The sequence below is a fragment of the Micromonospora yasonensis genome (assembly GCF_026013475.1).
GTDB lineage: Bacteria > Actinomycetota > Actinomycetes > Mycobacteriales > Micromonosporaceae > Micromonospora > Micromonospora yasonensis.
Genome location: NZ_JAPDPH010000046.1, coordinates 25687 through 39940 on the forward strand (window position 1 = coordinate 25687; position 14254 = coordinate 39940).

The window sequence follows — 14254 nt, forward strand, 5'->3', positions numbered from 1 at the left end:
CCCGATGCGTCGCGCGCTGGAGTTCCTGGTCACCCGGATACTGCGGTCCCGGCTCGGGGTCGCGCTCGTGATCGCCGTCCTGGTCTTCGGCGTGATCGGCGCGGCCCGGCTGATCTCCGGGCCGGTCGACCCGACCACCGGCCTCAGCAACCGACCGCGCGAACCGATCAGCACGGTCGACCCGGAGGCCGGTGACGACGGGGTGCTGTCCAGCCCGACGGCGGTGCCCTCACCGAAGACCCGCCCGGGCGAGCCGACCCCGGCGCAGATGGCCGCCCGGTTCACCAACGCCTGGCTGGGCGGACCGGGCAGCCGCGCGGAAGACTGGCTGGCCCGGCTGAAGCCCATGTCCACCCCGGCGCTCACCGAGAAGCTCACCGGCGCGGACCCGGAGCGGGTCCCGGCCCAACGGGTGACCGGTCAGGTGACGGTGCGACCCCGGACGGAGTCCTTCGTGCAGGCGCTGATCCCCCTCGACAACGGTCAGCTCCGGCTCGACCTGGTGGCCATGGACGGCCGTTGGCTGGTGGACGCGGTCGACTGGGAGCGGCAGTGAGCACCGCGCCGGACGCCGCGCCGCCCCGCCGGCGGAGGCTGCGGCTCGGCGTGCTGGCCACCGCGCTCACCGCGGTCCTAGCCCTGCTCTGCTGCGTCGGCGGCGCCGGCGCCTTCTTCCTCACCGAACTGGGCAACGAGGAGCGGGACGGGCAGGCCAACGGCGGCTGCAAGGTCGGCCGGGCGGTGGACATCACCGGGCAGATGCCGCGCTTCGCCGAGTACGGCGAGGGGCAGCTACGCAACGCGGCGGTCATCATAAAGGTCGGCCAGGACCTGAAGCTGCCGGCCCGGGGCTGGGTCATCGCGCTGGCCACCGCGATGCAGGAGTCCGCGCTGCGCAATCTCGCCAACAGCACGGTGCCGGCCTCGCTCGGGCTGCCGCATGAGGGCGTCGGCTCGGACCACGACTCGCTGGGCCTGTTCCAGCAGCGACCCGGTTGGGGCAGCGTCGAGCAGCGGATGACGCCCTCGTACGCGGCCGGGAAGTTCTACGACAAGATGATCCAGGTACCGAACTGGGAACAACAGCCGCTGACCGTGGTGGCACAGCGGGTTCAGGTCAGCGCCTTCCCCGACGCGTACGCCAAGCACGAGGAACTGGCCGGGAAGATCGTTGACGCGCTCGCCGGCGGTGCCGCCCGTACCGTGCGGATCGCCGGCCGGACGGTTTGCGACGCCGCCCGGAACGCCCACATCGCCGCCTCCGGCTGGACCGCCCCGCTGCCCGGCGGGATCGTCTCCCGCTTCCGCACCGCCGAGCGCCCCAGCCACAACGGCGTCGACCTCGCCGCGGACAAGCGCACGCCGATCCACGCCGCCGCCTCGGGCCGGGTGCTGGTGGCCCGGTGCGACCCCGACCACTCAGGCCGGCGGGACTGCGACCGGGACGGCTGGCCGGGCAAGGGCGGCTGCGGCTGGTTCGTGGACATCCTGCACGCTGGCGGCTACATCACCCGCTACTGTCACATGATCGAGCGGCCGCACGTGGTGCCCGGGCAGATGGTGGCGGCGGGCCAGGTGATCGGCCTCTCCGGGACCAGCGGCAACTCCTCCGGCCCGCACCTGCACTTCGAGGTGCACGTGGACAGCGACCGGTCCAGCAACGGGGCGATCAACCCGGTGCAGTTCATGCGGGAACGCGGCGCACCCCTGTCCGGCGCCGAGTGAGGTCACCGGCGCATGAGCAACCCGCTGCCCGACCCGTTCGCGGACCAGCCCGACTGGGCGCCGCTGCCACCCCGCCCCATCGAGATCGTTCCCGCCACCGGCCGGGTCGAGCTGCGCGGCCGGCGGGTCCTGGTCGGCCTGCCCGGCCTCGGCTGGCGCGGCGACCTGCGCGCCGACGAACGGGTGGTGCAGGGTAGCCGCATGTATGTGCCGGTCATCCCGGAGCACGAGTGGTACCGGGCGGAGTCCGAGCAGGTCGAGGTGTTCGCGCCCCTGGTGCCGGTGGAACGGGTCTGGGTGGAGACGGTCGGTGAGCGCCGGGCGTCGAATCGGCCGCCAGAGTCGGGCATCCGGCTGGTCTCCCTCGACGCGCCCGCGCGCCGCCCGCCCACCCCCGTCTTCGAGGCGGACTCAGTGACCGGGCGCCGGGTGGTGCACGTGACCGGGTCGACCGAGCAGCGCGAGCTCCGCGCGGTGACCGAGACCTATTCCGGCGCGGACGGGGACATCTGCGTCCGGGTGGCCCCGGAACTGGAGTGGTACCGCTGGGCGTGGCGCGGACAGGCACCGAACACGCTGGAAGTGCCGGTCCACCTGCTCTGGCTGGAGTAAGGAAGCTCAGCCAAGCTTGCTGCCACCACAGACTCGCCAGCCGTCCCGATCCACCACCTGGAACCGCCAGTCCTCGCGCCTACTGCTTCGCGTCTGGCCATTCGCCGAACTGGTAATGGTCAGCGTGGTGGTAACCGATTCACCATCCGGGGTCTTTGCGCGGGTGAGCGGCCCCCAGGTCACTCGTACCACGACCTTGAAGTTCGCCTCGCGCTGCTCCATCTCGTCGCGGACGCTATTGACGGCGCTGAGATCAGCGCTGGTTCTGCAGACGAACTCCTTGGCTTTCGTGTCGTTGCGGTCCACCAGGAACGCACGAAGGTAGTTGTCCACCACGACGTCGGGAGCGCTGCGGTCCGGGGCGGTCGCGCGGTCGTACAGCACGAAACCGACCACCGCACCGGTGCCGCAGAGCAGTGCCAGCACTCCGGCGACGACCGTAAGGACGGTCCGCAGCCGCCGACGCGGACGCTCGGGCGCCGGAGCCGGCGCGGGGGGCGCCAACTGCTCGGGCGGGGTCCGCTGCGCCGGTACGCGGGAGACCTGGGAACCGGCGGGGGGCTGCACTGATTCCACCTCCTGAGGCTATCGGCTGTGCGGCGCGTACCCAATGCCTCAGATCTGGCGGATCTGCGGCCATAATTCGGCCTCCGCGCCGCTGGGCGGCGCTCCGTCCGACTGAAGGCCGTGGCGAACCGCCGGGGCGGACGCCGCCCGGCACGGCCCTAGGGTCCGTGCCGGGCGGTCGTGCCATGCGCGGCGATCAGGCCAGCCGGTACGCCCGGATGATCTCCTGCTCCACCGCGTTCCCGGCGTCGTCCCCGGCGGTGGCCTTCAGCGAGACGAACCCGGAGGTGGACGGGTACCGGAGGGTGGCGTTCCAGGTACCGCCCCCGGCGGCGGCCAGGCTGACCGGCTGCCAGGTCGCGCCGTCGTCATAGGAGACGCTGAGCGTGGCGGCGGCCGGCTTGCCGGCGCCCTCGACCCCGGCCACGTGCGAGGCGACCAGGCCGATCTTCTGCTGGCTGCCGGCCCGCACCGACCCGGTCAGGTCGGTGTCGATCCGGTAGTCGAGCTGTAGCAGCGGCAGCAGCGCCCGCACACCGGCGGCCGGCCGCGCGGACCGGAAGGTCCAGGCGGTCCGGGTACGGGTGGAGGTCACCCACGGGTCGGCGGGCCGAGTGGTGTCCTGCTCGAAGCGGTACTCGGCCGCGCCGCTCGTCGCCGGCACGGACACCTGGACGGCCTGGAAGGCCGACTCCCGGCCGACCTGCACGCCGTTCTGGTAGAGCCGGGACCGCACCGTGCTGACCCCGTCGTCGACCGCGCCGGTGATGTCGGTGTCGCCGCCGGCGGTCGGCACGTTGATCGCGAGGAAGTCCCCGCTGCGGTACGGGTACCAGTAGCCGGGGCCGAGCCGCGGCCGGGTGACCGGGCCGAACCAGCTCCGCGCGACGTGCTCGCCGGGTCGGTAGCTGACCTGCTGGTAGCGCTGCTCCCAGCCGGGCGTCAGGTCGGCCTTCTGGTACCAGGCGGTGCCCTCCTCGGTGGACACGAAGTCGACCCGGGTCGACGGCGCGGGCACCGGCTGGTAGACGCCGATGCACGGCGGCCAGTGGTACGACCGGCAGTCGGCCCGCAGGTCGAAGGCGAGCGACGGCGTGCCGGCGCGGAAGCTCTGGTCCACCCGGGCCAGTTCCTCCTCGGCCGGCGCGTACGTCGGGTCGGCCGGCACCTCGCCGGGCCAGGCCCGGACCAGGTCGTAGGCGTACGGGCTGAAGGCGACCGCGTCGCCGCGCAGCCGCAGGGTGCCGGCGCCGGCCGCGGGCAGGATCTGCGCGCCCTCGGCCCGGGTCAGCGACACCACCGGCAGGTCGGTGCCGCCGGCGGCGGCGTAGTACGGGCCGGGCCGGTCGTTGACCACGACGAGCAGGGCGGCCCCGGCCGCGTTCGCGGCGACGGCCCGCTGGGCGGGCGACACGGCGTCGTCCCGGATCACCAGCACGGCCTTGCCCTTGACGTCGAGGCCCTGGTAGTCGGCGGCCGCGCCGCTGCCGGCGTAGCCGGCGGCGAGGTCGATCTTGCCGTCGAGCCGCGCCGAGCCGGCCTGGTAGCGCGGGTCGAGCGGGACGGCGGACGGGGTGTGCCCGGTCAGCTTCAGGTGGTCGACCTCCCGGCTCCACCGGGCGGCGAACTCGAAGCTGCCACCGCTGATCTTCCCGGTCGGCGCGACGTAGACGTCGTCCACGTCGGGCGACACGGTGTAGCTGTTGCTGAAGGCGGCGTACTGGCCACCGATGCCGGAGTCGCGGAAGTACTGCACCCGCCGGTAGCTGTCCTCGCTCGGGCGGGGCGTGGTCACCACCAGCTCGTGCGCCTGCCGGGCGTCCAGCTCCAGGGCCCGGTCGGCGTCGAGCTTCAGGCTCGGGGTGCCCAGCAGGGCGACGCCGAGCGAGTCGCTGCCTCCGTCGCCGGCGACCGACAGCCAACTGGTCACGTTGTACTCGCCGGGCGGCAGGCGCAGCGCCGGAGCGGCCCCGGTCGCCGGGTCGAGGGCCACCGTGCGGGCGAAGTTGTCGCCGTACCGGTAGACGGTCGCGTACCCGCCGGCCGGCTTGCCGTCGCGGCCGACGGCGGTGAGCGTCAGGCCGTACCGCTCCTCCTCCTTGACCAGGCCGAGGGCGGTGTGCGCGCGGACCCGGCCGGTGGTGTCGGTGGCGACGACCGCGCCGGTGTACCGGCCGGTGGCGGGAACGTCGTCCGGGTCGGCGGTGACGGTGGCGGTGGCGGTGCCGCCGGCCGGCACGGTGACCCGCGCCGGGAAGACCGCGCCGAGGGCGGCGGGCCTGCCGTCCGGCCCGGTCATGGTCGCCGCCAGGTCGAGGGTGACCACTTCAGAACCGCTGTTGGCGTACGTGACGGTGCGGTTGACCGGCTGGTCGCCGTCGTGCGGCCAGGTGAAGAAGCCGAAGTCGGCGGAGCCGGTGGCCTGCAGGTCACCGAGGGCGGCCGGCACGTCCAGCCGTCCGGCGCCCACCTGGTACGGGGTGGTGCCGGCGAGCTGCTTCGACGCCGACATCAGGGCGTCCTTGATCCGGGCGGCGGGCCAGTCCGGGTGCTTCGCGGCGACGATGGCGGCGGCGCCGGCCACGTGCGGGGTGGCCATCGAGGTGCCGCTCATCTTCACGTAGCTGCCGGTGCCGGGGCTCTGCGCCGCGCGGGCGGCCAGGATCTGCACGCCAGGTGCGGAGATGTCCGGCTTGAGGCCGTTGTCGCCGAACCGCGGCCCCTGGCTGGAGAAAGCGGCGCGGACGTCCGTGCCGTCCACGGCGGCGACGGTGAGGGCCGCGTCGGCGGCGCCGGGGCTGCCGATGGTCGCCTCGCCGTAGCTGTTGCCGGCCGCGATCACGAACAGCGTGCCGGTCTCGGCGGTGAGCCGGTCGACCGCCTGCGCCATCGGGTCGGTGCCGTCGCTCGGCTCCTGCGAGCCGAGGCTCATGTTGACCACCTTGGCGTGGTGGGCGGCCCATTCCATACCGGCGATGATCCAGGAGTCCAGGCCGGAGCCGTTGTCGTCGAGCACCTTGCCGACCACCAGGTCGGCGCCGGGGGCGACCCCCTTCTCGGTGCCCCCCGACGCGGCGCCGCTACCGACCACGGTGGAGGCCACGTGGGTGCCGTGCCCGCGCCGGTCCCCGGTGTCCGAGCCGGGCACGAAGGACACCGCGTCCTTGATCTTGCCGGCGAGGTCGGGGTGGGTGGCGTCGATTCCGGTGTCCAGGACGGCGACGCTGGCGCCCTTGCCGTCGTACCCGGCGGCCCACGCCTGCGGCGCGCCGACCTGGGCGACGCTGTCGGCGAGGTCGACCTTCACCCGGCCGTCGAGCCAGAGCTTGCCGACGCCGCCGGCGAACCGGTGCGACGAGCCGGCCGGGGTCAGGGCCCGCCAGAAGGACCCGGCGTCCCGCTTCGCGGTGCTGAGCGCCATCCCGTTGATGCTGCGCAGGTCACGGACCTTGCGGGCGTTGGCCGGTGCGGTCCGGGCGGCGGCCCGGGCGCTGGTGCCACCCGGGTACGTGGCGATCAGTGGCAGCTCGACGGCGTGCGCGTCGTCGAAGCCGTCCTCGATCAGGTCGGTGACGTTGAACAGCTCCCGGTCGAGCCGGTTCGCGGCGAGGTGCGGCAGCGCCTCGTCGGGGATGACGTACAGGTCACCGCCGACCGTCTGGGTGTGCACGCCGCCGGTGGAGCCGCTGCCCCGATCGACGGTGACCACATCCGGTCCGGTGGCCGGGTGGGTGACCCGGACGACGTCGCCGGTGACCAGGGTGACGGTGTCGGTGGTCTCGGCGGTGCCGGGGAGGGCCGGGGTCGCCGGCTGGCTGCCGGCGATGGCCGGGGTTCCGGGCACGGCGGCGAGCGCCGCCGCGACGGTGACGGCGAGCAGCCGACGGGTACTTCGTGGCATCGAACGACCTCTCCGTAAAGACCATGGATGGGCTGACCCTCCGCTGCCGACGACGGGTCGGGCAACGGATCGAGACCGGCGGCTTCCTTCCATGGCGTAAAACCGCCACACTTGATCACCGTCGAGGCGGCGGAGGCGTGACATGGTGCTGGGCGTGCTGGGGCTGACCAGGGAGGAGTCGACGGCGTACCGCGCCCTGGTGTCGATGGCCTCCGCCGCACCCGCCGAGCTGGCCGGCCAGGTCGGCGGCGACGAGGGCGAGGCGGCCCGACTCCTCGGGGTGCTGGAACGCAAGGGGCTGGCCGCGCGCAGCGTCGGCGACACCGCCCGCTTCGTCGCGTCGCCGCCGGCCACCGCGTTCGGCGCGCTGCTGCTGCAACGGCAGAACGAGCTGCGCCTGGCCGAGCTGGAGCTGGGCTCGCTGACCGAGCTCTACCGGGCGGCGAGCGCCGGGCGGGGCGTCGCCGAGGTGGTCGATGTGATCATCGGTGCACCGGCCCTACGGCAACGTCTGGAGCAGCTCCAGCTCGGCGCCCGGTCGGAGGTGATGACCTTCGTCAAGGCGCCGGTGGCGATCATCAGCGGCGCGGAGAACACCGCCGAGGACGCCGCCGTGGCCCGGGGCGTGCGCTACCGGGTGCTGCTGGAACGGGCGATGCTCGACGAGGATGTCGACATCGAGGGGCTGGTGGCCGCCCGCAACGCCGGCGAGGACATCCGGATCGCGGAGAGCCTGCCGCTGAAGCTGTTCATCGTGGACCGGGAGATCGCCATCGTCCCGCTGATCGGATCGTCGGACGTGGCCACCACCGGGGCTCTGCTGGTGCACCGGAGCGGCCTGCTGGACGCTCTCATCGCGCTCTTCGAACTGGAGTGGGCGGCGGCCACCGAGGTGACCACCTCGGCGGACGAATTCCCCGGGACCGGGGTGGACGACCTGGACGTTCAGATCCTCACGCTGCTGCTGACCGGGTTGACCGACCAGGCGGTCGCCGGTCATCTGCGGACGTCCCTGCGGACCGTGCAACGCCGCGTCCGCCGACTGATGGACCTGGCCGGGGTGCAGACCCGGATGCAGCTCGGTTACCAGGCGGCCCGGCTGGGCTGGCTGCCGAGCCAGCTGGCGCACCGCCGGGGGTAAAGACCGGCGCAGCGCCGACCGACATCCCGGAGGACGGGCCCCGGCTGGGATACCGTCACACCTCGGGGAGGAGATGTCGGCCTCGGGAAGTGAGGTGGACGCGATGGCGAGTCCGAAGGCGCGAGCCGGTCGGGCCGCCGTCCTGCACCGGCGGGCGGAGGCGGCCGCGAGGGCCGCCGCCGGCATCCTCGACGAGATCCGGCCCGCCCCGGCCGACCACCACCGGCAGTACGAGCTGGCCGAGCGGCTGCGCGAAGCGGCGGCACTCGCCGCGCCCGGCTGGGCGGGCGCCGCGCTGGACAGCCTGACCGTGTCGACTCTGCCCGGCGACGGCCCGCCGCCCCTGGTCCGGGTGGGGACCGCCGCGCCGCTGGACGACGCCCGGTTCCCCGCACTGGTGCCGTTGTTCGGCAGTGGGCACCTGGCCGTCGACACCGACGCCGACGACCCGCGGGTGGCCGGGCTGCTCCGCGCCCTCCTGCTGCGGCTCCTCGCCGCCACCCCGGCCGGCGCGTTGCTGGTCCGCGCGGTCGACGGCACCGGCTCGGCGGACACCTTCGCCGGCTTCGCGGCACTGGCCGACGCGGGCCTGCTGCCGCCGCCCGCCGCCGACCCGACCGGGCTGCGGGTGGTCCTCGCCGAGGCCGAGCAATGGGTGGCCGCCGGCACGGCCCGGCAGCGCGGGCTGCGACAACTTCAGCTCGGCGCGTCTGACGCCGCGCCGCGACCTGAGGCCGTCGCTGAAGCCGTCGCTCGAGCCGTCGACCGCACGATGCTGCTGGTGGTGGCCGCCCTGCCGGACGGCACGGCGCCGTCCGACCTGGACCGGATCGCGGACCTCGCGGCCCGGGGGCACCGGGCCGGCCTGCACCTGGTGGTGGCCGGCTGGCCGGGCGGCACCCCGCTGCCGCAGGCCACCACGCTCGCGGTGCGCACCGCGTACGCGCTGGTCGGCGATCCGCCGGTGGCCGCGCTCGGCAGCCCCGGGGCGGAGCCGCCGGGCGGGCTGAACTCCCCGGTCTTCGTCGAGGAGGACCCGCCGGCGACGCTGGTCACTGGGGTCTGCCGCCGGCTGGCCCAGCAGATCGAGGACGGCTCCCGGCTCACCCTGACCGACCTGCTGCCCACGGGCGACCACTGGTCGGAGAGCTCCGCCGACGGTCTCGCCACCATGGTCGGCGACGCCGCGGGGCGGCCGGTCAGCCTCGGCTTCACCGAGCTGACCCCGCACTGGCTGGTCAGCGGCCGGTCCGGGGCGGGCCGTTCGGCGTTCCTCACCAACGTCCTGTTCGGGTTGACCGCCCGGTACGGCCCCGACGAGCTGCTCCTCTACCTGGCCGACCTCGGCGAGGGCGAGTCCTTCGTGGAGTTCCTCCAGACCGAGCGGGACCGCTCCTGGGTGCCCCAGGTCCGGGCCGCCGGGATGGCCGCCGACCGGGAGTACGTGGCGGACCTGCTCGGCGAACTGGAGGCGGAGCTACGCCGCCGCGAGGAGGCCGGCCGTCGAGCCGGCGGCCAGCGGTACGCGGAGCTGCGCCAGCACCAGGCGCTGCCCCGGATCGTCTGCGTGATCGAGAACTTCCCGCTGCTGCTGCGCGAGCGGGACCGGCTCGCCGCCGACCTGCTGGCCCGGCTGGACGGGCTGGCCCGAGCCGCCCGGGCGTACGGGATTCATCTGGTCCTGGCCGGCGCGGGTGACCTCGGCATCGGCGGACCGCGCGACCCGCTGCTCGGCCAGTTCCCGGTCCGGGTGGCGCTCCCCGGCGGGTCGGCGGTGCTGGAGCCGACGAACGACGCGGCGGCCGGGCTGCCGGTGGGCAGCGCGGTGGTGAACACGGCCGGCGGGCTCGGTGGCCCGCGCGGCGCGACCCGGGGCCACGAGCGGATGATCCGGTTCCCGGATCCGCACCAGGAGCCGGACGTCCTCGCCGACCTGCGGCACCGGCTCTGGTCGGCGCGGCCGGAGGGGGCCGCTCCACCAGTGGTCTTCGCCGGGTACGCGCGACCACTGCTCGCCAACGACCCACACCACCGGGCCGCGCTGGCCGGCCGGGCGCACGCCCCGGCCGCACTGCTCGGCCGGGCGGTGGACGTGCACCGCTCCACGGTGGCCGTGCCGCTCGGGCCGGCGGCCGGCCGGAACCTGGCCGTGCTGGGACGGGACGAGGAGGCGGAGCGGCTGCTGGTGACGGCGGCCCGGAGCGCCGCGGTGCAGCAGGGCCGGACCCGGTTCGTGCTGGCGCCGCTGGCCAACGGCTCGGCCGAGCCGGCGGCGGCGCTCGCCACCGAGCTGGCCGAGCGGCACGAGGTGGCGACGGTGGACCTGGTCGGGTTGCGGACCGCCCTGGCCGCGGCCGACCCCGGCTACCTGGTGGTGTTCGGGCTGGACGTGCCGGACGCCACCGAGCTGCCGCCCGAGTTGCTGCGGGCGCTGCTGCTGGAGGGGCCGCCGGCCGGACGGCACCTGCTCGGCTGGTGGCGGTCGGTCGGGCCGCTGGCCGGGCTGCTCGGCCCGGAGGGCGAGGTGGACAAGCTGACCGCGGTCGTGGTGACGGACGTGTCGGGCGGCCGGTTGGAGCAGCTCTTCGACCGGCCGGTGTCGTGGCGACCGCGGCCCGGACGGGCGATGCTCTGGGACGGCTCGGGTGAGCGGGGGACGGTCCTGGTGCCGTTCGGGGAGGAGCCGTCGTGACCGCGACCGTGCCGACGCCCCGCGCCGGACAGCCGAACACCGAGGCCGACCCGGTGGGGTCGGCCTGGGCCGACTACGTGGCCGCCGCCCGGCAGCTCGACGGGGTCCGCCGGGCCGCGGCGACCGCCGCGGGCGAGCAGGCCCGCTCGGTGGCGGCGGCCCGGGAGGAGCTGGCCGCCGTACGGGAACAGCTCGCCCCGCAGCAGTCCCGGCTGCGCGAGCTGGGCGTACCGGCGATCTCGCTGGTGCCGACGCCGCCCGAGGTGAGCGAGTCGGCCCGGTCGATGGCGGGCGGGCCGGCGGCCGTGCTGGCCGCCCTGCGCAGCGCCCGTGGCTGGGCCGAGTCGGCGGAGGACACGCTCGCCGCCCGAGGCCTGCCCCGGCTGGCCCGCTGGCCGGCACGGCCCCGCAATCTGCTGGTGTACGGGCCGCTGGCGGTGCTGGTCCCGCTGGTCCAGCTGCTGCTCTTCGCCGCCACCGGCACCGGCCCGGTGAGCATCGCGGCGCTGGTGGTCGGGCTGCCGTTGCCGGCGGTCGCGTTCATGGCGGGCTGGCTGGCCGTGGGCCGGCTGTTCCGGCCCCACCCCGAGGACCGGGTGGACCGGACGCCCCGCTTCGGCGCGCTGGTCTGTCTGGTCCCGGCGGTGCTGGCCACCGCCGGCCTGGTCCTGGCGATGTTCCCCGGCTGAGCGCGCCTCACCCGGCCCCTCCCTACGCCTCAGCGCGGGATGATCAGAGACATCGCCTCGGCGCGTGACTTGGCATCGCGCTGGAAGGTGCCGCGTACCGCCGAGGTGATGGTCACGGCGCCGGACTTCTGGATGCCGCGCATCGCCATGCACATGTGCTCGCACTCGAGCACCACCACGACGCCGCGCGGTTCCAGCTTGCTCATCAGCAGGTCGGCGATCTGCGAGGTGAGCCGCTCCTGCACCTGCGGGCGCCGGGCGAAGACCTCGACCAGCCGGGCCAGCTTGGACAGGCCGGTGATCCGGCCGTCCGGCCCGGGGATGTAGCCGATGTGCGCGCTGCCCCGGAACGGGAGCAGGTGGTGCTCGCAGAGGCTGGTCACGTCGATGTCGCGGACCAGCACCAGCTCCTCGTGGTTGGCCTCGAACGTCGTGCTGAGCACGTGCGCCGGGTCGACCCGCAGGCCGGCGAAGAGCTCGGCGTACGCGCGGGCGACCCGGGCCGGGGTCTGCTGGAGGCCGTCCCGGTCCGGGTCCTCGCCAACGGCGATGAGGATCTCCCGGACCGCCTTCTCGATCCGGGCGAGGTCGACGGCCTCCTCCACCGGCCGCCCGGTCAGCTTGCCGCTGATCAGGCGCGCGGCGACGAAGTCAAGGCTGTCGTCACCGTCGGGCTCGGTCGCGGAGACGGCCAGCTCCCGGTCGTGGGAGCTGGCCGTCGGGTCGGTGCTCAGTGGTTACCGTCCGAGTTGTTCGCGGAGGGGGTGGTGCCGCCGACCGAGGCGCCGTCGGCCTGGGCCTGCGCCTTCAGGGCCTCCTTCTCGGCGGGCGTGAGCACGGGCGGCTCGGTGGAGGGCTGGCGCTTGCCGAAGCCGTGGTACGGCGCCATCGGCGGACGCTTCGCCACCCGGGCGCAGATCCGGGCCATGTCGGCGGTGGAGAGGGTCTCCTTCTCCATCAGCTCGAGCACGATGTTGTCCAGGACGTCCCGGTACTCCACCAGGATCTCCCAGGCCTCGTCGTGGGCCAGCTCGATCAGCGCCCGCATCTCGCCGTCGATCTCGGCGGCCACCGCGTCCGAGTAGTCCCGCTCGTGGCCCATGCTGCGGCCGAGGAACGGCTCGTCGCCGCTGGTGCCGTACTTGATCGCACCGAGCTTGGAGCTCATGCCGTACTGGGTGATCATCGCGCGGGCCAGCTGGGTGGCCTTCTCGATGTCGTTGCCGGCACCGGTCGTGGGCTCGTGGAAGACCAGTTCCTCGGCGGCCCGGCCACCCAGCGCGTACGCCAGGGTGTCGACCATCTCGGCCCGGGTCTGGGTGTACTTGTCCTCGGTCGGCAGGACCAGGGTGTGGCCCAGCGACCGACCCCGGGACAGGATCGTCACCTTGTGCACCGGCGCGGCGTGCGGCAGCGCCCAGGCGACCAACGCGTGCCCACCCTCGTGGTATGCGGTGATCTTCTTCTCCTGGTCGCTCATCACCCGGGTCCGGCGCTGCGGACCGGCGATCACCCGGTCGATCGACTCCTCCAGGGAGTCGTTGGTGATCGCCCGCTGGTCCTTGCGGGCGGTGAGCAGCGCGGCCTCGTTGATCACGTTGGCCAGGTCGGCGCCGCTGAAGCCCGGGGTACGCCGGGCGACCGAGTCGAGGTCGACGTCGGGCGTGAACGGCTTGCCCTTGGCGTGCACCCGGAGGATGGCCTTGCGGCCCTCCATGTCCGGCGCGTCGACCGGGATCTGCCGGTCGAACCGGCCCGGGCGCAGCAGCGCCGGGTCGAGGATGTCCGGCCGGTTGGTGGCGGCGATCAGAATGACGCCGCCCTTGGTGTCGAAGCCGTCCATCTCGACCAGGAGCTGGTTGAGCGTCTGCTCCCGCTCGTCGTGGCCGCCGCCCATGCCGGCGCCACGGTGCCGGCCGACCGCGTCGATCTCGTCGACGAAGACGATCGCCGGCGCGTTCGACTTGGCCTGCTCGAAGAGGTCGCGGACCCGGCTGGCGCCGACACCGACGAACATCTCCACGAAGTCCGAGCCGGAGATGGAGTAGAAGGGCACCCCGGCCTCGCCGGCCACCGCGCGGGCGAGCAGGGTCTTACCGGTACCGGGCGGGCCGAAGAGCAGCACGCCCTTCGGGATCTTGGCACCCAGGGCCTGGTACTTCGCCGGGTTCTGCAGGAAGTCCTTGATCTCGTGCAGTTCCTCGACGGCCTCGTCCGCCCCGGCCACGTCCGCGAAGGTGGTCTTCGGCGTGTCCTTGGTGATCATCTTGGCCTTGGACTTGCCGAAGTTGAGCACCCTGGAGCCGCCACCCTGCATCTGCGACATGAAGAACAGCAGCAGGAGCACGAGCAGCGCGATCGGGAGCAGGTTGACCAGCAGACTCACCCAGATGCTGTCCGACGACACCTTGGTGTCGACCGGACCGGTGATCTTGTTCTCCGCCTTGGCCTTGCTGACCTCGTTGAAGACCTGGCCGCCCACCTCGTACGGGAACTGCGCCTGGATCTTGTCGGTGGTGGTGTCGTCGAACTTGGCCTTGTCCTTCAGGTCGAGCTGGAGCGTCTGCTCCTTGTCCTGGAAGACGACCTTCTCGATACCGCCCTTGTTGAGCTGGTCGAGCGCAACGGACGTGTCCACCCGGTGGTAGCTGGGACCAGCGGTGAACAGTTGACTGAGCACAACGGCGCCGAGGATGACCAGGATGATCCAGACCACCGGTCGGCGGAAGAAACGCGTACGTTCCATGCTGTTGTCGGGCACCGAGGCGCCCGCATCCTCCTGATCGACGTCCTGACCGTCTGAATGGTGTCGCCGCCTCGGGCGGCGGCCGCAGCCGCCGTGCGGGCCGGCCCCGACCCCGGGACGCGCCAACTGCCGCGCCGCGGTCATTCGACGGTACACCGTTCGTGCCAGATGTGAGCTTGCG

At 73.7% G+C, this 14254-nt stretch carries 10 protein-coding genes; 6 read left to right on the forward strand and 4 right to left on the reverse strand.

The genetic code is table 11. From position 1 onward, the window contains the following. Positions 1 to 4 precede the first annotated feature (4 nt). The 3 genes from ONA70_RS12690 to ONA70_RS12700 are packed head-to-tail and all read left to right on the forward strand — an operon-like array spanning position 5 to position 2337. Entirely contained in the window at positions 5 to 556 is a 552-nt protein-coding gene (locus tag ONA70_RS12690; protein WP_265006592.1) for a hypothetical protein, read from the forward strand. Further along, a complete protein-coding gene (locus ONA70_RS12695) occupies positions 553 to 1725 on the forward strand; it encodes a M23 family metallopeptidase (RefSeq protein ID WP_265006593.1) in 1173 nt (390 codons plus the stop codon). The genes ONA70_RS12690 and ONA70_RS12695 overlap by 4 nt, the downstream gene beginning before the upstream one ends. Positions 1726 to 1737: 12 nt before the next feature. After that, positions 1738 to 2337 (forward strand): hypothetical protein, encoded by a 600-nt coding sequence (locus tag ONA70_RS12700; protein WP_265006594.1) that lies wholly within the window; start codon positions 1738 to 1740, stop codon positions 2335 to 2337. Between the two features lie 6 nt (positions 2338 to 2343). Here the strand turns inward: ONA70_RS12700 and ONA70_RS12705 are convergent, their stop codons facing one another. Together ONA70_RS12705 and ONA70_RS12710 are read right to left on the reverse strand one after the other, a co-directional pair. Further along, positions 2344 to 2904 carry an Rv0361 family membrane protein gene (locus ONA70_RS12705; protein WP_265006603.1) on the reverse strand — a complete coding sequence of 187 codons (561 nt, stop codon included), beginning with the start codon at positions 2902 to 2904 and terminating at the stop codon, positions 2344 to 2346. Between the two features lie 196 nt (positions 2905 to 3100). Then, entirely contained in the window at positions 3101 to 6805 is a 3705-nt protein-coding gene (locus tag ONA70_RS12710) for a S8 family serine peptidase (RefSeq protein WP_265006595.1), read from the reverse strand. Positions 6806 to 6947: 142 nt separating this feature from the next. Here ONA70_RS12710 and ONA70_RS12715 point away from each other — a divergent pair, with 142 nt between their 5' ends. From ONA70_RS12715 to ONA70_RS12725, 3 genes are all read left to right on the forward strand, one after another. After that, on the forward strand, positions 6948 to 7946 hold the full coding sequence (locus tag ONA70_RS12715) for a TrmB family transcriptional regulator (protein ID WP_265006596.1): 999 nt from the start codon (positions 6948 to 6950) through the stop codon (positions 7944 to 7946). 94 nt (positions 7947 to 8040) lie between these two features. After that, positions 8041 to 10638 carry an FtsK/SpoIIIE domain-containing protein gene (locus tag ONA70_RS12720; RefSeq protein WP_406601186.1) on the forward strand — a complete coding sequence of 866 codons (2598 nt, stop codon included), beginning with the start codon at positions 8041 to 8043 and terminating at the stop codon, positions 10636 to 10638. Next, positions 10635 to 11327 carry a hypothetical protein gene (locus ONA70_RS12725; RefSeq protein ID WP_265006598.1) on the forward strand — a complete coding sequence of 231 codons (693 nt, stop codon included), beginning with the start codon at positions 10635 to 10637 and terminating at the stop codon, positions 11325 to 11327. Before ONA70_RS12720 ends, ONA70_RS12725 begins: the two co-directional genes overlap by 4 nt. 29 nt (positions 11328 to 11356) lie before the next feature. Here ONA70_RS12725 and folE read toward each other — a convergent pair whose 3' ends face one another. Continuing rightward, positions 11357 to 12022 carry a GTP cyclohydrolase I FolE gene (gene folE, locus ONA70_RS12730; protein ID WP_265006604.1) on the reverse strand — a complete coding sequence of 222 codons (666 nt, stop codon included), beginning with the start codon at positions 12020 to 12022 and terminating at the stop codon, positions 11357 to 11359. Positions 12023 to 12057: 35 nt separating this feature from the next. Next, positions 12058 to 14073, reverse strand: coding sequence for an ATP-dependent zinc metalloprotease FtsH (gene ftsH / locus ONA70_RS12735; RefSeq protein ID WP_265006599.1), 2016 nt, complete (start codon positions 14071 to 14073; stop codon positions 12058 to 12060). Positions 14074 to 14254: the final 181 nt, after the last annotated feature.